Here is an 18846-nt window from a genome sequence, read left to right as displayed (position 1 = left end):
CGGGTGTTGAGCGTACCTAGGCCCATGCCGCCACGCGGCGATGCGACATTGCCGGAGGACGAAAATGCAGCACGATCTGCAGCTGCGGGCGGCTGCCCGCGCCATCTACGAGAACGTCTATCCCAGCGAAGAGTGGGCCCCGGTCACTTTCGATCAGGCAGAGCGGTTCGGGACCGTGCACTACCGACAAGCCGTCGGCGCTGCGCAGGAAGCGCGGTCGGTGCTCGCCGCCCGACATGAGCAGCTCCTACTCGCCGCGATCTTCTAGGCGATGGGTACGCTCAAGCTGTTCCGATCGGCGGTTCAGGCAGCGCCACCCGAGTTGTCGCTTCACGACGTCCCGTTCGAACTGGTGCCATGCGAAGTGCCGTTCTTCCTCGTCCATACGCAGGCTGGGTTTCCGTCACCGGCGCAGGACGACATGCAGGAGCCGATCGATCTTGGCGCCTGGCTCGTCGAGCATCCGGCCGCCAGCTACATCATGCGCGTCGATGGCCGGTCCATGTCAGGCGCAGGGATCAACCACGGTGATCTGATCGTCGTGAACCGCGCCAAGAAGCCGAAGGCGGGGTCGATCGTCGTGGCGCTCGTACATGGCGACCGGACCCTGAAGCGCCTGCAGTGGTTCGACGGCCGTCATTGGCTCGTACCCGAGGCCGAAGGGTTCGCCGACATCCTGGTCGACGAGCATGTCGAGATATGGGGTGTCGTCGTCGGCGTCGCGCGCAAGATGGCATGAGCGCGCCGATCGCGCTGATCGACTGCAACAATTACTACGTCAGCTGCGAGCGCGCATTCGATTCCAGCCTCGTCGGGGTGCCGGTCATCGTCCTGTCGAACAACGACGGATGCGCGATCGCCCGATCGGCAGAGGCAAAGGCGCTGGGCATCAAGATGGGCGATCCGATCCATCACCTGCGCGACAAAGTCCGCGAGCACGGCATTCAGGTCCGATCGTCGAACTACGCCCTGTACGGCGATATGCAGCGCCGTGTGATCGCGGCCTGCGAGCCGTTCGCCCGTGACACCGAGATCTACTCCATCGACGAGACGTTCATCGATCTGGCGGGATTCGAGCGTCGGGACCTTGTCGCCCATGCGCACGCGATGCGAGCCCAGGTGCAACAGTGGACTACCATTCCCACCTGCGTCGGTATTGCGGATACTAAGACGCTGGCGAAGCTGGCGAACGCCGCCGCCAAGAAGGACCCGCGGTTCGAGGGGGTCGCCGATCTGCGTGACGAAGCCACGCGCCGAGATGTGATGCATGGTTTCGCGGTCGGCGACGTGTGGGGAGTGGGTGGCGCAACGGCGCGCAAGCTGACTGATCTTGGTATTCACACCGCCGGGGCGCTTCGAGACATGCCGATGAAGCAGGCGCGCGCGGTCGGAACCGTCGTGCTCGAGCGGTTGGTAGCCGAACTGCGCAGCGTCCCCTCCAACGCGGTCGAAGCAGTCGAGCCCCGCCGGAAGGGTATGGCAGTGACCCGCTCGTTCGGGACGCCTATATGCGACTTCGAGCGGATGATGGGCGCGCTGTCCCAATACGCGCTGCGGGCTGGCGAGAAGCTGCGGTCGCACGGTCTGGTCGCGGCGCGGCTGACGGCGTTCTTCCATACCAACAGGCACAAGCCCGACCGCCCTCAATACGGAGCGTCGAGGATGGTGACGCTCCACCCGATGACGAACGACAGCCTTGAGCTCGTCGCGGCGGCAAGGCGGGGTGCAGAGAAAGCGTGGCGCGATGGGTACGCCTATACGAAGGCCGGCATCATGCTCGACGATCTGCTGCCCGAGGAGGAGCGGCCGCGTACGCTGTTCGAAGGCGACACGGCCAAGCGGGACCGGCTGATGGACGCGCTCGACGCGATCAACGGCAGGTTCGGCACGTGGACGGCAGTGACGGCATCGCAGGGGTTCAAGCGCGAATGGAAGATGCGGTCGGAAATGCGGTCGCCGGCATGGACGACGGACATCGCTCAGGTGCCCAGGGTCCGCGCTGGATGACGGCGACACGTGACGGCGGCTTACGCCCAAACCCGGACGCTTGGAATAATGCTTCGAATGCCTGAAAGCGGCCATCCGTTCAGGACAATCACGTCAGCTCTTGAGTCTGCTGCTATTCGCCGTGCCTCTTAGCTTCCAACGTCCGCCGCCCCTACCGGCGCCATGAAGAAAGGCGAAGAGAGCGCTCGCCCGCCAAGCGTCAGTCTCGCGCGACGTTAGAAGCACTTTGCTGGTCGAGAAACTTGCGCATCGCTGCAATGGCAGTAACCGACAAGACCACATCATCTCCATCATCCCGTTTCTCGACTTGGCCATCTTCTACAAGGTGAGCGAGCCATCGTCGTCCGACCGCTACGGGCAGTCCAGCAGTATCAAGCAAATCGTTTTCCGCGACTACCTCATTGTTTACGAGTTTTACGAATAATATGAGCAGGATGTTCCACGCATATTCGTCGAACAATTCACTCGGAAAGTGCTGTTTCCTCAGCGCCCGCATGTTCAGTAAACTCTGTGCAAGAGCGCTGCGGTCTTGATCGCCATTCATAACAAAATTAACCCCTCACTTGATTAACCTGGATCTAATGATTTGACCCACACTTATGTCTGAAGAAATTGTTAGTAATTTGGCGTAGATACGCGACACAGAGCATATGTCAGCAGGTAGCGAGCATCAAAATTCTCCCCTTCGAGAAGCGGTATGCTGGGCCCTCAGCTTGGCCGACGGCGTTAATGATACGCTTATCGCGGCTAGGCTTCACGACATTATCGAATTACTCGATAAGCAGAAAACCTGACGCTTATGTTATACTATAATATTGATCTGCTTTAACGGCAGGGCGTGAAGACTAACAACTTTAGCAAAGCACTTAAATATCTGGTAGAGCGATACGTGCTTTGTTAATCTCCGCTCTGAGTGCGGCAATTCGCGTGAGCGACAGATTTATCGCAGTTTCAATTAAGGCGCAAACCGCGTGGCTATTGCTTTTTGCCGCCAGCGGTAAGGCGAAGCGTAAAAGGCGGAGGGCCGTTTCCATCTCCGAAACCTGTGATTCCAAAACCATTGTCATTCGTGCGAAATGTTTTGAATTTACTGATGTTCCGAAAATTTCGTAATAAAAGAAGAATAGTTGCCCAAATGATTTCTAAACAATCTATGTTAACGATCTTCACCATCAATAGTTAAGCTGAAATCGCTATCTAGCGGTTGACCAAGGCGCTGCGTCTTTTCGGCGGGATCGATTGCCTGAGCCGCCTTGATTCATGTTCCTAGACCTGCACGTCAATTAACATATCATAGATCAATAACGATGTTAGCGAGATAGCCGTTCGATAGTTACCTATCCGATTGCGCGCCTGTGTTACGGGCATTTATCGATGCCTCCTACTGGCCTCCATCGACTGTGAGACCAACGTGCTCTCGCCATAGCGGAGAGCCGTGTGCCGAACCCTTCGAACTCAGACCTGTTGCCGATGGCCAAGAAACTCGCCTCTTGGGCCGAGACAGATCTGTACTGGAGCGAGTTCGATGATACTGACAAGGCTGCGGTGCTTGACCTGCCCCACCGGACCAAGCGGATCGAGCGCCACGGCTATATCGTCCGGGAGGGAGAGGAAACCGTACATTCGTGCGTGATTCTTTCTGGCTACGCAATTCGCCATAAAATTGTTGACGGGGGGGCGCGGCAAATCCTTTCAGTACACATGAGGGGTGACATCGTGGACCTTCAAAACTCGTTTCTGGGCTTGGCTGACCACAACGTGCAAATGCTTACCGGTAGCGAAATCGCGTTCATCCCGCGGCAGGCCATCAGGAAGCTTGCTTTTGAGCGTCCGAACGTCGGGATGGCGATGTGGCATGACTCGCTGGTTGATGGATCCATCTTTCGCGAATGGATGGCCAACGTAGGGCGTCGAGACGCACAAACGCGCGTCGCCCACCTTCTGTGTGAGTTTTCGCTGAGGTTAAAGCTAGCCGGATTGGGTAGCCAGACGGACTATGAGTTACCTATGACGCAGGAGCAGCTCGCAGACTGCGTCGGGTTAACGCCGGTGCACGTCAATCGCACTTTGAAGATGCTCGAAATCAAGAACCTTATCGTCCGAACCCGGAACCGAGGTATCGTCATCGCCGATTGGCGAAAGCTCGCTGATGCTGGTGATTTCGACAGCAATTACCTGCATGTGCGGGGGAATCCTGCGTTGTCTTGAAATAATTGTAGAGCGTTTCCGGCATTATTCTTGGATAGAGTTTACCTACGCGGCCCGCTGCTACACTGTTTGAACGAACGTTCGCTTACGCCGTTCGCTTCCCGAAAGCGGCCGTTCCGCTATCCACCAAAGTCGGACATCACGGCGAACAGGCAACGCGATCGCAGGACCCGGCCGGCGGCACAGGCGTTCAACGTACCCCAGCCGAGAGTATCGCATGCCGCACGCCAGCAATATCGTTTACTGCGACGGGCCCGACAGCCCTCACGCCTTCGACATTGTGCCGCTGCAGCCGCGCAACGGCAGCTTGGATGCCAAGTGCCCGGTATGCCAGGGCCGAGGTCAATGGAATACGGAGATCGATCTAGTCAGCTTCCGATGCAAGCGCACGGGGTGTGATCGGTGCTTCGGCGCGGGTTGGGTGGAAACCGGGACAGACCCTGTAGGGCTGCCTGACATCGTCATGTCGCCCGAGGGTCACCCACAATGGACCATCCGCTATGAGGCGCCAGAACAAGCGGCCGAGATATATCCCGCGCAGCCGGGGCTGGCTCAGCCCTAACCTCCGTCGTGCCGTCAGCTCGCGCTCTGCCGCGTTGGGAACACCGGCCCCCGCACGGTCATCAATTCGGCCGGGTACGGTCGCTGCAGCGCGACGACGTCATCATAGCTGCCGGTCAGCCATCGCTCGTGATCTTCCGGCCGCAGGATCGTGATCATCGCCTTGGGGTGGATCGGCGCGACCAGCTCGTTCGGATCACAGGTGACCATCGCGAAGTAGCAGTGCTCGTCGATTTTTCGCCAGAAGCCGGCAATCGCAAAGATGTCCTGGTCGGTCACGTCGAACCACATCTCGCCTTTCAGAGGCTTCTTACCGTCACCTTGGTCGATTGGCTTCGGCGTCCACTCGCAGAACTCGGTTAACGGAATAAGACAGCGCCGCGCTGGGTTGGCAGCAAGCGCACGCCATTGAGGCAGGCCGAGGTTTCGGACGTTCGTCATCGGCCAGGGTGCAGCGCCGGCAGTAACGTCCCAATGCATGATGTCGAGCCCGCGAACGCCGTTCGCCTCGCGTACGACATATGCTCGCGCCTCTGGGAAGAGTTCGACGGGGTTAAACCGGTTATCCATCGGCTTCGGGTTTAACCACCCTCCGCCAAATGTAGCGAACAGCGTCTCGGGCTCAGCGCGATTGCGGGCGCGGTTGCACATTAAAGGTCCAAGCCGCGCAGCCGGACTTCGGCCACAAGCGCGTCGACAGCGGCATCGCCGGGCTTACCGCTCGTTCGCTCGTACGCTTCCAGCAGCTCCGCGTCCGTCAACGCCTTGATCTGCTCGTCGTAATGGTCGTTCCACTGGATCATGGCCAAGACTATGCCTTGATACATGATTCGGGCAAGCTGATGCAGATCAGTCCGTAACGGATGATCCCCATTGCCAGCACGCACCCGTTTCCAATCAGGCTCGGGATCGGGTCGGTACTGCGCACGGCGCAATCTTGCCGTTCGTTCCGCAGGTCGCAGCGGCTAAGAGCGCGGAGGTGGTACTTCCTGACGGTCCGGTCCATCCCGACGATCGATCACGCTGAGCGCGTCCGTCAGCATTGCGGCCAGTAAATGATCCCCTTGAACGTCGGCTAGGTATCGCGCCCACAGGACCGCGGCATGCAGCGTCGCAGGATCTTGTATGGGCGGGTTTTCCATACGGCGACCCACACCAAGTCGGGATTCCTATCCATAAATTATGTTCGGCCAACGCCCTTGCTCTACATTAAGGCAGCGTGAGCCTCGATCACCGGTCTAGGGAGGCTGTCATGACCGGGCCAGTTTCAAAACTTGTACCCTTTCGGCTTGGTCGGCCAACTCATCCAGTCGGTTTGCCGATAAGAGTAGGCGAGCCTTCGCGTTAGCAAGGGGCTCGTTTTCTGCGTCGTCGCGATTGTCGGCAGCTCGCTTGCGCAATTCGTCACTATGATTTGTCATGCGTTGACCTAACCCTTCCCGACATATTCCGCAAAGCTGTTCGCGCTGCTGACGGGAGCCGAGCGCGTCGGGATCGACTCCCCCGAGCGAATGAACGACACCCTCTTGCACGTAGAAATCTCTGATATACCATCTAGCGAGACGCATGGAGTCACTCAATGAAATCTGTGATTGCAGCCGCATTGATGATGAGCTCCGGTGCTGTAAAAGCTCAAACGTCAAACGACGTTGCGAAGCCATCCGGCAAGGCAGCGACTGAGAAAAAGACGTGCCGGTCGATGAACACGACAGGCTCGTTCATGGCCACACGGGTATGCAACACTGCTGCAGCTTGGCGGAAGTTCGACGGGATCACGGCAGACGGTGCCCAGCAAACCCGCGACGCGTATCGGATGACCAGCGCAGGCACGCTGAACACTAAGCGATAGCGGTACGACCGCGTTTGCCCAACGTCCAAGCCCTTTAAGAGCTACGCGACCTGCTACTTGAGTGGATCGCAGGCGCGGCCGGCGACGATGCGAACTGGCGCAAGGCCCTCCACGACGTCGACAAGCCGCCGATCGTGATGAATGCTAAGCTGAAATGGGCAGTGCATCCTATAGGATCAAAGCTACAGAGAGCGTGATTGCGAAGGCAGTAGACCTATTGCGCGAGCAGCATCCGGACGGCGCCTGCTTGAGCAGAGCGTCGGCGTGGCACGTCTTCAATCCGATTTGATATCAGTACGCGCTCGTTTGACGTCCATCGCAAAATATCCAGCTAGGATCGCCAAAGCCGCACCTGGAGCAAATACGCCCGACACGGCAGGAGAGCATATCGACTGGATGAGAAACATCGTACCGATTGCAGTTGGTACGGAGGCGATGAACGGCTTCAATCCGGCGACGAATATATCACCCGTGTCTTTTGAGAACTGAAACACCGACTGCGCCAAGTATCTCACGTATGCCAGTTTGCTCGACACCGGCTTGCCATCGCTTGCAAGGCGTATCAAATCGTCGAGCTCGCGCTTCAGAACCCGTATCCTGTCTGCGGATTCCTCATGAAGCGTCTCCGGCGGCTTGTTGTGGTGCCGCCTTTCAATTTCCTCTAGCAGAACTCCTAAACCTGCGCTCGCCGAAGGGCCGAAGGTCAGTATCGCACTTCTGCGTTCTACCTCAGTAGGCCCTGCGTTGCTTGGGGTGGCGGTTACCACCTGCGGCGGCTTTGAAGGCCCGCCCGAAGGGCCGGCGAGAACATCCCGAGTTAAACCGTAGGCACGGTCTAGCGCGGTCGAAATCAGCTGTTCCCCGGTCCCTGCATCGACATCAGATATCGCCAGACCAGCAGCTAAGGCGAATGTGTCGGGTGCTGTAAGGTCTCGCCCTGTTAAAATGGCTTCATCGAATCGGATGCTGGCTTGATCGACGGTGCCTTCCGTGTCTCCGTCAGCATTCTGCCAGACGATTGCGAACTCCCCAGGCCCCACTTGGCCGACCATTGTATGATCGTCAGCCAATTCGGTCAGCCGGACGGCGACCGTCGCGAGCATTGCGTTGACCTTCGAATACCCAAACCTCGCCTTCAGATCGCCGAGTGACGTAATTGCGATGATCCGCACTGCGGTACGTCCGCCCGATCTAGCGGCCGCGTCGACAGCCCGGTTCATTGTCTCAGTGACAAATAGTCGATTAGGCAAGCCTGTAACGTCGTCAAATCGAGCCTGCCTGTTGATACGATCTGCCGAAGCTCGCTGCTCAGTTACGTCAGACCCAACGCCCAAGAAGCCCGCAAACGCTCCCGTTTCATCATAGCGGAGTGCGGCGGACAACTGCCACCAGCGTTCGGCCCTATCAACCATGACGGCAAGCCGAAGGTCGGTAAAATTCTCCCTTTTCTTCAATTTGTCGGCCAGGGTTCGTAGGCCCGCCGAGAACTCACCGGTCTCCCAACCATCGCCGGCGAGGATCTTGAGGAGCGGCTCCCCATCTAGGGCTTGCGGTTCGGCGCCGCAGGCACTGGCGAACCGTGCGTTAGCGTGGACCACGCGGCGGGCAGTATCAATCTCCCACAGCCAGTCGGCGCGTTCGTTCTCAAAATCTCGAAGGAGTAGTTTCTGTATCTCTTCGGCTGTCGGTCGCTGCTCGACCGATTTCCGCCACCCAAAAATAGGCATCAAATTTCCCAGTATCCCGCCCGAACCCACCTGTCGCGAATGCGCTTCCTCCCGAAGCTAGCGACCCACGGTTCAGCTGACGATCCCCTTTAATTGAGCGCAGCGCGTAAGATCGCGGATTGCGAACCTTGACGCCGCAGCATAACATTCAGAGGGTATCGAACAAGTCCACGCAACATAGGGCGCGGATGCTGACTTCGAGGGAAGGCGTTTATACCATGCGCGCCAGTGGACCTTGGGCCTGCAACCTCGAGGTTGGGCGCTCTCGTATAACTGGTGGCGGGCATGACTTTTAGCGAGATCACAAGGCTCGGCTGCAGATCGCGTTAATCGTCGCCGCTCATACGTCGCACTTGTTCGGCTGCCAGATTAACCGAATGCAGCGATCTCGGCCGCGGTCGGCTCAATCGCAGGCGGATACTCCCCCGTCAGCAATTCGCGACGTTCGGCGGCCGACACGGGCATAAACAGCGACTTCGGCTCGACCGACCGCACGTCGCCCTTCAGCACGCTTCCGCGGACCATATCCTTTGCATTGTACACAATGCGCGCCGTCGCCTTTAGCGGCTTCAGACCGGCTTCCTGCGTACGCGCCGGTGCCGTAAAATCCGGCCCTTTGCGGAAAAACTGATCGTACTCGGCCATGCTGATAACCTCCTAACGTCTCCACGAATGAAGGCCGCCTGCGGTGGAGTGAAGCCGCAGGCGACCAACTGGTTCAGGCGAACTCGGTCTGCTGATCTGCGAACAGCGACAGTTCTGCCGTGGAGGGCTCTTTGGCAGCGGGATACTGACCGGCCAGAAGTTCGGCGCGCTCGACTGCCGAAGTCGGAACGAACAGCGATTCCGGCGGCGCCGTCCGCTGCGCGCCGTAGATGATCTGGTTGATCGCCTTCAGCGGCACGATGCCGGCTTCCTGGACGATGGGATCGGGCAGCGCACCGCTGGGCGACCAGTTGGTCTTGCCGTCCGGCAGACGCTTGCGATCGATTTCGAGGGTGTCGGCGCCGGTGGGACGGGGTTTCGCGTTGGCCATGATTGGTATCTCCGATTGTGGTTCCGCATCCCGCGAAGTACGGACCGATGCGGAGACATCGGTCCGTACACTCGCGGGACGACTCGTAATTACCACCTCACGGATAAATGCTGAAATTTCGGAGGTCTAACACAACCCTACTTGAGAAGCGCGTCGAACTCGTTGTCCAGTTCTTCTTCGAGATCCGGCGATTTATCCACCAACTGCCTCTGTTGCCATCGCTTGACGTCGTTGGACAACCAGAACCGTCGTTTATCGCTGAATTGGTAGCTGTGCGACTGAGGGAACAGGCCGAGCTTCATCTGCTGGTAGATGACCGATTTGGATACGCCCGTAACGTCGACCACGCGCGTCAGCGGCCAGAACTCGGTGTGGTTGACGGAGCGCTCTGCGATGATCACGCTGGCGCTGGCAGAGACCGATCTGCCAACCTCTGAAAAAAACCGATGTGGACGGCCTCCCAACGGCCGCGCTCGACTAGCTCTTGGACGACTTTTCCCAGCGCCGGTGTATTAGTGGCAGGCGCCTTAGCCATCCACATGATAAGGTCCTCGGCGGTACGTCGACCGGTTTCGCAGTCAGTTGCGTAGTCACCGGTTTCCGGCATGCGGGCAAAGTTCTTGATCTCATCTCGCATGATTTTCGCTCTCGAAACGTTGGCCATGTCATTGTCGCGCACGGCGTCATCGTTGCTGATCAAATTGGTTGCCATTAAACATTCCTCTAATGTTTGACTTCCAGCGTTCTACTTTTCGAATAGTAGCCGGACGATGGTAAGCGAAAAATCGCGTAGAGGACACGACTGGCTTAAAGCCCTTACCACCGCCCGACCATGATTCGTTTGCACGGAATCAAGCGATGAGTCCACTACTTGCAATCTTCCAATTAAACAGCGCTATAAAAGCGCTGCGTTAATCATATACGTCAATCAATGTGGGCAGATCAACAGATATTCGTCATTGAACGACAGAAGTGTAAGTCACGTTGAAGTTGGTACACACTAACGTAGTCCGTATTTTCTATTTTCCGACACAGAGTTGCAATGAGAAATGCAACTGCAAGTTGAATTACCCGCGAAGATTCGGCCTATTCGGCGCCTCATGATATAAGAGGACTTCGCTGCAGGAGTGCCTCATCATCATGACCAACCCGCTATCGCTCGAGCAACTCACGGCAATCGTGGAACGTCACCCGGAGCCGTTCGCCATAGTCAGAGCTCAACCAACCGTTACAATCGACAGCGTCGCGTTCGCGGTATCAAAGCTGGCCGTCGACGACGATGCGGCGCGCGACGTTGTCGCAACGAGTAGCGGCCGCCCCCTTGAGGAAATCCCTGGTGGCTTGATGACAATGATCCAAGCCGCAGCAATCGCGGCCCAAGCCTTCGCAGCACACCCCCATGAAAGCATTGCGCGCATTTTCATACGTGCGGTCGTCCCTGGCTTCGGCGATGAGACGGGAACCGTTCAGTGAGCGGCGCCCGCCAACAAGTCGACAGCGTCCTCGTCATTCGGGCACGCGACGAGGCCACCAAAGCCGTCACGGCGATCGGTGGCGCGCTCGAGCAACTGGTGGCCACCCAGCGGAAGGTCGCAAGTGGCAGCGAGACGGCTGCTGGCGGCATGCAGCAGGTGCTCGGCGTCCTCGCGCAACTGGACAAGGCCTATGCCCGGACCGCGGACGCTGGTGACGCCGGTGCCGCGGCGATCGAACGGCAGAACCGCGCGATCGCCGCCAGCAAGGCGCAGTTCCAGGCACTGGAAGCCCAGCAGCGCGGCGCCGCGCGCGCGGCCGACCAGTTGCGCGTGGCACTGGTCGACGCGCTGCTGACGAAGAGCGACGCCGCACCGTTGCGCGCGCAGATCGCCGAGGTCACCGGCGAGATGAAGCGCCTGGAGTCCGAAGCCAGTCAGTTGCAGCGCGTCATCGCGCAGCAGGAAGCCGGGTACACGCGCGCCGCGTCAGGCATGGCCGAACTTGAACGGCAAACCCGGCTGACGGGTGCCGTCAGCACGTTCGCGTCGAAAGAGGCCGACGATTACGCGCGGTCGCTGAACAACCAGACGTCGGCCGCGGCGCGCAATGCGTCGGTGCTGCAGTCCATCGCGCGCGTCACCGGCACCGACCGCGGGGCGGCAACCGACAACGGCGCGACGTTCAGCGCGCTGGAGAAGCAGGCAGCCGCCACGGAAGCCGCTGCCAACGCCGAGCGCGACCGCGCCGCCGCGGCGGAACTGACGAACAACGCCCTGCGCGCGCGCGGCCGGCTGGACGGCAACGGCGGTTCCGCCGGACGCGCTGCCGACACCGCGTTCGCCGAGCAGTTGCGCGACGAGGAGACCGCGGCGACGGAAGCCGCGAAGGCCGAGAAGGAACTGGTCGCTGCCACCGCGCAGCTACGCGCCGAACTGAACCCTCTGGGTGCGATCCAAGAGCGGCTGAACACGCAACTGGCCGAGGCCAACCGGCTGTATAAAGCCGGTAAGATCAGCGCGACCGAACTGGCCGGTGACGAGATTCTGCTGAAAAACAACGCCGAGAAGGCAGGCAAGGCACTGGCGAACGGCGGGGGTGCAGGCGGCAAACAGGGGCTGTTCGGCCTGAAGCCGTACGAACTGCAGAACCTCGGCTATCAGGTGAACGACGTTGCGACTCAGCTCGCGTCGGGCACGTCGCTGGCGCAGACGCTCGGTCAGCAGGGCGGCCAAATAATTCAGATATTCCCCCGCGTTGGTTCCGCCATCGTCGGTGCGTTCACCAACCCTGTCATTCTCGCGTTCGTCGCGACCGTCGGCGCGGTCGTCATCGCGCTCGACCACGCCGGAGACGAAGCCGAGCGCACGCGGAAGTTCGTCGGTCTGCTGGCCGCATCGGCTGACGGCAGCACGTACGGCGCCGCCGCGCTGAACGACGCTGCGAAGGCGCTCGACCACTACGGGCTGTCGGCTGCCGACGCAGTCACGATCGTCCGGCAGTTCGTGAAGGACGGCGTCGATCCGACCCGCATCGTCGAGTTCGGCAAGGCGTCCGAAGACCTGGCCGACGTCCTCGGCATCAAGGTGACCGACGCCGCGCAGCAGGTCGGCGAGGCGTTCACCGGCGGGTACGATAGCGTCAAGAAGCTGGATGACGCGACGAACTTCCTCACGTCAACGCAGCGCGACAACATCAAGTCCTTGTTCGATCAGGGTAAGGCTGCCGAAGCGCGGAATGAGGCGCTGCGGATCTTCAGCGAGCAGCAGGAAGACGCCGCCCAGAAGTCGCGCGGCCCGTGGGCCGACGCCACGCGAACGCTCGGCAACGCGTGGAACGACTTCCTCGACGTGCTGTCGGACACGGCGCCGATCAAGGAGATCGCGAAAGAACTGGAAGGCCTCGGTCGCATCGCGTCGCAGGTGATCCGCGCGATCGCCGGCGCGAAGAATGCGGGCGACATCACTGCGCAGATCGCGCGCGCCAACCAGGTGATCGCGAATCTGGAGAAGGGCAAGGCTGATCAGCCGCAGCTTGCAGCAGGCATCGACGCCGACATCGCCCGCATCCGCGCGCAGATCACCGGGTGGCAGGCTGACCTCGCAAAGCTGAACGGCGCAGAGCAGAAGATCAACGACACGGTCGCGGTGCGCGGCGAACTGACGAAGAAGCAGTCGGCCGACCTATTGAGCGCAGCCGAGTCCGCGAAGACCGAGAAGACCGCGGCCGAGGCGACCAACGAGGCCCGCCGCACCGCGACCGAATACGTCGAGAAGAACTTCAAGTTCGCCAGCGATGCCGCGAAACATGCGTACATCGGCCAGAAGGCGGAAGAAGCGCGAACGGCTGCCCTGAAGAAGGCTGCCGACGAGCGGAAGCGGGAGGCCGATCAGGCGAAACGCACGGCTGACGAGGCCAAGCGGGAAGCGGATCGTCTGGCGAAGCAGACCGTGTTCCGCGCGCCGGTCGATGGCCGCATCTCGAGCGGGTTCGGCGCGCGTGCGGCCCCGAAGGCTGGTGCGTCGACGTTCCACAAGGGCGTCGATTACGCCGTGCCCGTCGGCACCACGGTGCGTGCGCCGGCGGACGGCGTCGTGATTGAAACCGGGACCGACTCGAAGCTGGGCAAGTTCGTCTACATCGACCACGGCAAAGGAGTCATTTCGAAGTTCGGCCACCTGTCGGACAACAGCGTGGTCGACAAGGGGCAGGTGGTCACCGCCGGCCAGGCGATCGCGAAGTCGGGCAACACCGGCAACAGCACCGGCGCGCACCTGCACTACACGGTGACCGTCAACGGCAAGCCGGTCGATCCGACCAAGGGGCTGTTCCCCGCCGACGGTAAGTCGCGGTTCCAGGTCGATCAGGCGGACGCGATCGGCAACTACGACGACGCGCAGGAGAAGCTGGCCGACAAGCGCGACAAGTATCTGGCGAAAGTGGACCAGACCAGCGCGGCGACGGTGCAGGACACCGAGCAGTTGCGCGAACAGGTCAACCTGACCGGCGCCCTGCTGCTGGCGGCGCAGCGCAAAGCCGCGATCGAGGACGCGGTCCGCAAGGCGACCGACTCCGCGAAACAGGAAGGCGTCGATCCGGAGGACGCCGGGCTGAAACTGCGCCTGGAGGTGCTGAAGCAGGTCACGGGCGCATATTTCGACGCGGCGCACGCGAAGGATGCGTTCCAGGCGAACCAGAACGCCGTCGACAAGCCCGTGGCCGACATCACCGCACAGCGCGACGCAATGCGCGACCAGATCTTGTTCCTGCGCGACAACGGGCTCGACGCGGAGGCCTCGTCGTTGCTGCCGATGCTGGGTGAGGTGAACGGTCAGTTGCAGGCCGCGATCGACAAGGCGGCGGCTTTTTACGCGGCGCTCGAGCCTGGGAACAATCCGCTCGGGCTGACGGCGGCGCAACTGGCCACGATCAATACGCAACTGACGGTCGCGAAGGCGTCATCGGCCGAGTGGGGCACGATCCTCGACATCTCAGCGCAGCAGATTGCCGACGCCTTCGCCAGCAGCCTCGTTTCGTCGGTCGACGGATTCCTTCAGGCACTTGCTGACGGGAAAAACGCGTTCGGCGCGATGAAGGAGGCGTTTCTCGATTTCGCCGCGAACTTCCTTCGGCTCATTCAGCAGATGATCCTGCAGCAGATCGCGCTGAACATCGCGAAGACCATTCTAACCGCGGTTGGCGTCCCCACCGCCATTCCTATCGGAGCAAACCACACCGGCGGCATCGCCGGGCAGAACACATCCGGTACCAGGCTGATGAGCCCCGACGCGTTCGCCGCGGCTGCCCGGTTCCACACCGGCGGCATTGCGGGGCTGCGTCCCGACGAGGTGCCAATCATTGCGCAGAGGGGTGAGGAAGTCCTGACGCGGGATGACCCGCGGCACCGTGGGAACGGTGGCCTAGGCGGCGGCGTCGCGCCGGTGAACCTGAAGGTGGTGAACGCTATCGACGCCGGCGACTTCGTGTCGAAGGGCCTCGATACGGGCGTCGGGGAGAAGGCGCTACTGAACTTCATTCGGGCGAGGAGCGGGGCAGTGAAGCAGGCGCTCGGCTGATCTACCGTTAGCCGGTCGCGTGGTGGGGCAGGGAACAGGGCAGAAACGATCACCTGTCTAAAAATCGAGTAAAATCAATGGCTTATGGCGGAAGAGGTGGGATTCGAACCCACGGATGGCTTGCACCATCGCCGGTTTTCAAGACCGGTTCCTTAAACCACTCGGACACTCTTCCCTGCGGCGCGTTTAGGATGCGGAACTGCGGATCGCAACCTTGCAACCGTGGGACGCGTGCGACATGCGGTGGCGATGGACCTAGACGCGCTGCTCTATCATTATTTCGGGACGGTGGAGCTCGATACGCTCGACGCCGGTGCGATCGAGGCTGGCGCCGACCGGGTCGGGATCGCGTTCGGGACCGAGCGCGATGCGGGGCGGCGGTTTGCGCTCTGGGCGTTGCTGCATGCCCTCGGTCGGGCGCCGGATCCGACGGTTGCGTTCAAGGTACCGGGCGAGCGGCAGGCTGCGCAGGCCTACGCGCGGGTAGTGGCAGGCTCGGAGCTCCCTGAAGATTAGGCAGGGCGGGTACTACGCGCAACGCTAACGGCGCTTGCTGCGTTGAGCCGTCGGGCCATTCATGAGGGGCAAACCGCTGACCACATCTTCCTGCGACTCCGTCCTCGCCGCGGTCCGCCGTCTTGCAGCGGATTGGGACCGCGCCAACAGCGATGAAGGGTTTCCCACCGACCGCATCGCCGCACTGAACGAGGTCGGTGCGACCGCCGCGTTCGTCGAGATGGACGGTCGGACCGACGCTTTGCTGGACGTGTTGCGCGCGGTCGGCGGCGCGGACCTGAGCCTGGGGCGGGTGTATGAGGGGCACGTCAATGCTGTGCAGCTGGTCGCTACCTATGGCTATGGCGGACAGCGCGCGACGCTGGCGGAGGATATTGCGGCGGGGTGCGTATACGGGGTGTGGAATACCGAGCCGCCAGCGGGCCTTGGGCTGCGGGCCGCCGGAGAGGGGCGCTGGACGCTCGACGGCGCGAAGAGTTTTGCGACCGGTGCGGGATACCTCGACCGCATCCTGGTCACCGCGCGCGACGAAGCGGGCGGCAAGCAGCTCGTGCTCGTCGACATTGCCGGCGAAACCGCTCGCGCGGACAACAGCGGTTGGCAGGTTCGCGGGATGCGCGGCACCAACAGCGGACTGTTCGACTTTTCCGGCATGCCGATTGAAACCGGGGGGCTGATCGGCGCGCCGGGTGATTACGAGCGAGAACCGCGGTTCAGCGCCGGCGCCTGGCGATTCACCGCGGTGCAGCTGGGCGCGATCGAAGCCCTGGTCCGCCATCTCCGCACCCACCTCCTCCAGACCGGCAAGGGCGCGGACCCGATCCAGCGCCTAAGGTTCGGTGCGTGCGTTTCCGCGACGCGAAGCGCCGGGCTGTGGGTGCGACAGGCGGCACATGCTGCGGAGGCTTCGGTCGAGGGCGCTATACCTTTGGTACTGATGACGCGCGGAATCGTCGAGGATGCGGGGCTTGCTGTGATGGAGGCAGCGGCTCGATCAGTGGGGACCGCCTCGTTTTTCGCCGAGAGTCGGATCGACCGGATTACACGGGACCTAGGGCTTTATCTGCGCCAGCCGGTGCCGGACCAGGCGCGCGATCGGGCGGCGGCGGCGTGGCTGGAGGCGGATTGCTGGGGCGAGGATCGTTGGTGGTAGCGCCGGGGTACCGGGCGTGGAGCAAGCTGGTGCGACGGGCGCGGCCGCTGTCGAAGCAGGCGGCGGCGCGGGGCGGGGCCTGGCTCGTGCTGGCGCCGCATCCCGATGACGAGAGTCTGGGCTGTGGCGCGCTGATCGCTACGCTCGCCGCCGCGGGGGGCTCAGTTCATACGGTGTTCCTGACCGACGGTGCTGGCTCGCATCCCGATGCGCCGGGATGGAGCGGGCAGCGGATCGCGGGTGTCCGTGCGCAGGAGGCGGGAGCGGCGCTGCGTATCCTGGATGGTGCGCCGGACGCGGTGCACCTCGACTGGCCTGATGCATCGCCGGTGTCGGACGAAGATCCGGTGTTCGAACGCAGCGTGTCGCGGCTCGTTGCCCAGTGCAAGCGTCTTGGCGTCACTCGGATCGCGGTCACATGGGGTGGAGAGCCGCATTGCGACCATGAAGCCGCGGCGATGCTGGCGCGCGTGGTGGCGCGGAAATGTGGGATATCGCTCTATTATTACCTCGTATGGGGGTGGACGTTGCCCGACCTCGCCGAGCGGGTTCGGCGTCTGGCGGTGCGATCGGTAGCGACCGCGACAGGCCGCCCGCAGCAGCACCGCGCTATCCGCTGTCACCGCACGCAGCTGGGCGGACGGATCGCCGGAGCGCGCGAGAATTTCCGCTTGCCGCGCGCGATGCTGCGGCTCGCGGATCGTCCGATCACCCTGTTGCTGGAGGCTGGCCATGCGCCGTGAACGCTCGATCGACCCTGAGTATTTCGAGACGCTGTACCGGGATCAGGGCGATCCGTGGGATTTCGAGACGAGTCCGTACGAGGCTGCGAAATATCAGGAGACGCTGGCCGCACTGCCGGCCGCGCGGTTTGGACGCGTTCTCGAGGTCGGCTGCGCGAACGGCGTGCTGACCGCGCAGCTTGGGCCGCGGTGCGATGCCTTGCTGGCGGTCGACGTGTCCGAAACGGCGCTTGCCGCCGCGAACGCACGATGTGCGGACCAGCCGAACATACGCATCGAAAGGCGCCGGCTGCCCGCGGAAGCACCGGACGAACAGTTCGATCTCGTGCTGCTATCGGAGGTCGTCTATTACTGGGACAGCGCCGATATCGCGACGATGGGCGCGTATCTGGACGGCGCGGTGGGGTCAGGCGGCTATGTGATGCTGGTCCACTGGATCGGCGAGACCGATTACCCCAAGAGCGGGGACGAGGCCGTTGCCGAACTCCACGCCGCGCTCGGTGACCGCGTGACCGTCGAACGCAGCGATCGGCATGAGGCGTATCGGCTCGATCTGTGGCGCCTCGCCTAGCCGACGGATCGCGGCCTTCACCTCGGCAATCGCGGCGGGCAGCGTCAGGAAGGTGATCTGGTCGCTGCGTCGCGCATCGCCGGGGGATAGCGCGGCGGCCATCGTGTAGACTTCGTGGAGCGGCGCGTCGACTGGCTGGTTTATCCAGCGCGCGACCGTGTCTGCCATGCCGCCGGGCGCGCGGCCTTCTATGCGACACGAGGTAAAGACACGGACGTCGAGTGGGTGACGGATCCGACCGCCTGCGCCGCGGATCCGATCGAACAGCGCGCGGTCCTCGGCCACCGGCGGGGTGGGGGCGCCTCCGATCCGACGATAGAGCCCGAGCGTCAGGGCAATGCTCGCGCCACCTTCGTAGAAATGGCGAGGCCAGGGGTCTCGAGGCGTCGCTTCGGTCGTTGCCCGGACATAGTCCAGTGCGGTGTAATAGCGGCCGAGCTGGTTGAGCCGATAGCGACCGACCGAACCCAGGGCGGCACGATCTTCTCGGAGCGTGAACGCGCGTCCAGCCACCGCGTCATATCCCTGGTCGATATGCGCGATAGTGCGGGTGATCCAGTCGGGGGCGACATAGGTGTCGGCATCGGTCGACAGCAGCAGGTCCTCCGGCGACGCGAGCAGATCAGCGGCCGCATCCAGAGCGAGCCGCCGCGCCCAGCCGGCGTGGCGTGCACCCGGCAGCAGTGAGACCGCGCGCCATGCGAGCACGGCGTGGCGCGGACGCCAGTCGTTCAGGATCGCCACGCTGCCATCGTCACAATCGTTCGCCATGGCGACGATAGTGACGCGAGCATCGTGCCGGCCCGCCGCTACGTCGATCGCGTCGAGGCAGGCGCGGAGATGACCCGCCTCGTTCTTGACGGGAATCGCGACCGCGACCGCACGGCCGGGGCCGTACGATCGCGTCGTCATCCTGTCGCGTCCGA

At 61.9% G+C, this 18846-nt stretch carries 20 protein-coding genes, 1 tRNA gene and 1 pseudogene; 11 read left to right on the top strand and 11 right to left on the bottom strand.

Annotated features, from left to right (window positions below; all coding sequences use genetic code 11):
• Positions 1-64: 64 nt before the first annotated feature.
• The 3 genes from SJY20_RS10590 to SJY20_RS10580 are packed head-to-tail and all read left to right on the top strand — an operon-like array spanning position 65 to position 2007.
• The gene (locus SJY20_RS10590; RefSeq protein WP_380786834.1) at positions 65-268 is read left to right on the top strand and encodes a hypothetical protein; all 204 of its coding nucleotides are present in this window, start codon (positions 65-67) and stop codon (positions 266-268) included.
• Between the two features lie 3 nt (positions 269-271).
• Complete coding sequence (locus SJY20_RS10585) at positions 272-739, top strand: LexA family protein (protein WP_380786832.1); 468 nt, start codon at positions 272-274, stop codon at positions 737-739.
• Positions 700-2007, top strand: coding sequence for a Y-family DNA polymerase (locus SJY20_RS10580; RefSeq protein WP_380788656.1), 1308 nt, complete (start codon positions 700-702; stop codon positions 2005-2007). The genes SJY20_RS10585 and SJY20_RS10580 overlap by 40 nt, the downstream gene beginning before the upstream one ends.
• 199 nt (positions 2008-2206) lie before the next feature.
• Here the strand turns inward: SJY20_RS10580 and SJY20_RS10575 are convergent, their stop codons facing one another.
• Positions 2207-2467, bottom strand: coding sequence for a hypothetical protein (locus SJY20_RS10575; protein ID WP_380786830.1), 261 nt, complete (start codon positions 2465-2467; stop codon positions 2207-2209).
• Positions 2468-2873: 406 nt separating this feature from the next.
• Entirely contained in the window at positions 2874-3041 is a 168-nt protein-coding gene (locus SJY20_RS10570) for a hypothetical protein (protein ID WP_380786829.1), read from the bottom strand.
• Between the two features lie 436 nt (positions 3042-3477).
• On the opposite strand from SJY20_RS10570, the gene SJY20_RS10565 reads away from it, so the two are divergent.
• On the top strand, positions 3478-4215 hold the full coding sequence (locus SJY20_RS10565; RefSeq protein ID WP_380786827.1) for a Crp/Fnr family transcriptional regulator: 738 nt from the start codon (positions 3478-3480) through the stop codon (positions 4213-4215).
• A gap of 576 nt (positions 4216-4791) precedes the next feature.
• On the opposite strand, the gene SJY20_RS10560 is transcribed toward SJY20_RS10565, so the two are convergent.
• Positions 4792-5427, bottom strand: a complete 636-nt coding sequence (locus SJY20_RS10560; RefSeq protein ID WP_380786825.1) for an SOS response-associated peptidase family protein — start codon at positions 5425-5427, stop codon at positions 4792-4794.
• Complete coding sequence (locus SJY20_RS10555) at positions 5427-5579, bottom strand: hypothetical protein (protein ID WP_380786823.1); 153 nt, start codon at positions 5577-5579, stop codon at positions 5427-5429. Before SJY20_RS10555 ends, SJY20_RS10560 begins: the two co-directional genes overlap by 1 nt.
• A gap of 776 nt (positions 5580-6355) precedes the next feature.
• Here SJY20_RS10555 and SJY20_RS10550 point away from each other — a divergent pair.
• The gene (locus SJY20_RS10550) at positions 6356-6625 is read left to right on the top strand and encodes a hypothetical protein (RefSeq protein ID WP_380786822.1); all 270 of its coding nucleotides are present in this window, start codon (positions 6356-6358) and stop codon (positions 6623-6625) included.
• A 275-nt stretch (positions 6626-6900) separates the two neighbouring features.
• Here the strand turns inward: SJY20_RS10550 and SJY20_RS10545 are convergent, their stop codons facing one another.
• The 5 genes from SJY20_RS10545 to SJY20_RS10525 all read right to left on the bottom strand — a co-directional run bounded on the left by SJY20_RS10545 (position 6901) and on the right by SJY20_RS10525 (position 10100).
• Positions 6901-8352: a GGDEF domain-containing protein gene (locus tag SJY20_RS10545; protein ID WP_380786820.1), complete on the bottom strand. Its 1452-nt coding sequence runs from the start codon at positions 8350-8352 to the stop codon at positions 6901-6903.
• Positions 8353-8721: 369 nt separating this feature from the next.
• Complete coding sequence (locus tag SJY20_RS10540; RefSeq protein ID WP_380786819.1) at positions 8722-8997, bottom strand: hypothetical protein; 276 nt, start codon at positions 8995-8997, stop codon at positions 8722-8724.
• Positions 8998-9070: 73 nt separating this feature from the next.
• Positions 9071-9388: a hypothetical protein gene (locus SJY20_RS10535; protein WP_380786817.1), complete on the bottom strand. Its 318-nt coding sequence runs from the start codon at positions 9386-9388 to the stop codon at positions 9071-9073.
• A gap of 137 nt (positions 9389-9525) precedes the next feature.
• Positions 9526-9789 (bottom strand): helix-turn-helix transcriptional regulator, encoded by a 264-nt coding sequence (locus SJY20_RS10530; RefSeq protein WP_380786815.1) that lies wholly within the window; start codon positions 9787-9789, stop codon positions 9526-9528.
• The gene (locus SJY20_RS10525) at positions 9786-10100 is read right to left on the bottom strand and encodes a hypothetical protein (protein WP_380786813.1); all 315 of its coding nucleotides are present in this window, start codon (positions 10098-10100) and stop codon (positions 9786-9788) included. Before SJY20_RS10525 ends, SJY20_RS10530 begins: the two co-directional genes overlap by 4 nt.
• A 428-nt stretch (positions 10101-10528) precedes the next feature.
• Here SJY20_RS10525 and SJY20_RS10520 point away from each other — a divergent pair, with 428 nt between their 5' ends.
• Entirely contained in the window at positions 10529-10861 is a 333-nt protein-coding gene (locus tag SJY20_RS10520; protein WP_380786811.1) for a hypothetical protein, read from the top strand.
• Positions 10858-14937, top strand: a complete 4080-nt coding sequence (locus SJY20_RS10515) for a peptidoglycan DD-metalloendopeptidase family protein (RefSeq protein ID WP_380786810.1) — start codon at positions 10858-10860, stop codon at positions 14935-14937. The genes SJY20_RS10520 and SJY20_RS10515 overlap by 4 nt, the downstream gene beginning before the upstream one ends.
• A gap of 85 nt (positions 14938-15022) precedes the next feature.
• Here SJY20_RS10515 and SJY20_RS10510 read toward each other — a convergent pair.
• Positions 15023-15112, bottom strand: a tRNA-Ser gene (locus SJY20_RS10510).
• Positions 15113-15186: 74 nt separating this feature from the next.
• Between SJY20_RS10510 and SJY20_RS10505 the strand changes: the two genes are divergently transcribed.
• The 4 genes from SJY20_RS10505 (at position 15187) to SJY20_RS10490 (ending at position 17920) form a co-directional block, all read left to right on the top strand.
• Positions 15187-15453 (top strand): hypothetical protein, encoded by a 267-nt coding sequence (locus tag SJY20_RS10505; protein WP_380786809.1) that lies wholly within the window; start codon positions 15187-15189, stop codon positions 15451-15453.
• Positions 15454-15514: 61 nt separating this feature from the next.
• A complete protein-coding gene (locus SJY20_RS10500; protein ID WP_380786807.1) occupies positions 15515-16606 on the top strand; it encodes an acyl-CoA dehydrogenase in 1092 nt (363 codons plus the stop codon).
• Positions 16600-17349 (top strand): PIG-L deacetylase family protein, encoded by a 750-nt coding sequence (locus SJY20_RS10495; RefSeq protein WP_380786806.1) that lies wholly within the window; start codon positions 16600-16602, stop codon positions 17347-17349. The genes SJY20_RS10500 and SJY20_RS10495 overlap by 7 nt, the downstream gene beginning before the upstream one ends.
• On the top strand, positions 17339-17920 hold the full coding sequence (locus SJY20_RS10490) for an SAM-dependent methyltransferase (protein ID WP_380786805.1): 582 nt from the start codon (positions 17339-17341) through the stop codon (positions 17918-17920). Before SJY20_RS10495 ends, SJY20_RS10490 begins: the two co-directional genes overlap by 11 nt.
• A 504-nt stretch (positions 17921-18424) precedes the next feature.
• Here the strand turns inward: SJY20_RS10490 and SJY20_RS10485 are convergent.
• A pseudogene (locus SJY20_RS10485) lies at positions 18425-18832 on the bottom strand (glycosyltransferase); the annotation flags it as partial.
• Positions 18833-18846: the final 14 nt, after the last annotated feature.

The organism is Sphingomonas sp. R86521 (genome assembly GCF_042466235.1).
Lineage (GTDB): Bacteria > Pseudomonadota > Alphaproteobacteria > Sphingomonadales > Sphingomonadaceae > Sphingomonas.
The sequence above is the reverse complement of the archived record's forward strand: the minus strand, read 5'-3'. Positions and strand labels throughout refer to the sequence as shown.